Origin of the sequence: Pauljensenia sp. UMB1177 (assembly GCF_030217965.1) — a bacterium.
Classification (GTDB): domain Bacteria; phylum Actinomycetota; class Actinomycetes; order Actinomycetales; family Actinomycetaceae; genus Pauljensenia; species Pauljensenia turicensis_A.
Genome location: NZ_JASOOV010000033.1, coordinates 1 through 272 on the forward strand (window position 1 = coordinate 1; position 272 = coordinate 272).

Here is a 272-nt window from a genome sequence, read left to right on the forward strand (position 1 = left end):
GACTACTGGACCACCAAGGCAACTCTGGAGGCAGTGGATCATCTCGAGGCATTCGGCATCAACTGGGACCCCTCCCACATGATCTGGCAGGGTATTGACCCCGCGGTCTTCCTCACCGACTTCGCGGACTCTTCCATTAACTTTGAACTCTGGTTCTGGCTCAGCCAGCAAAATAACGAACGAGAACAAATCATCACCACCGAAATCCACTATGAAATCTTCAAACTCTTTGAAGAAGGCGGCATCGAATTCCCCTACCCCCGCCAAGACGT

At 52.2% G+C, this 272-nt stretch carries 1 pseudogene; it reads left to right on the forward strand.

From position 1 onward, the window contains the following. A pseudogene (locus tag QP442_RS08475) lies at window positions 1-272 on the forward strand (mechanosensitive ion channel domain-containing protein); the annotation flags it as partial.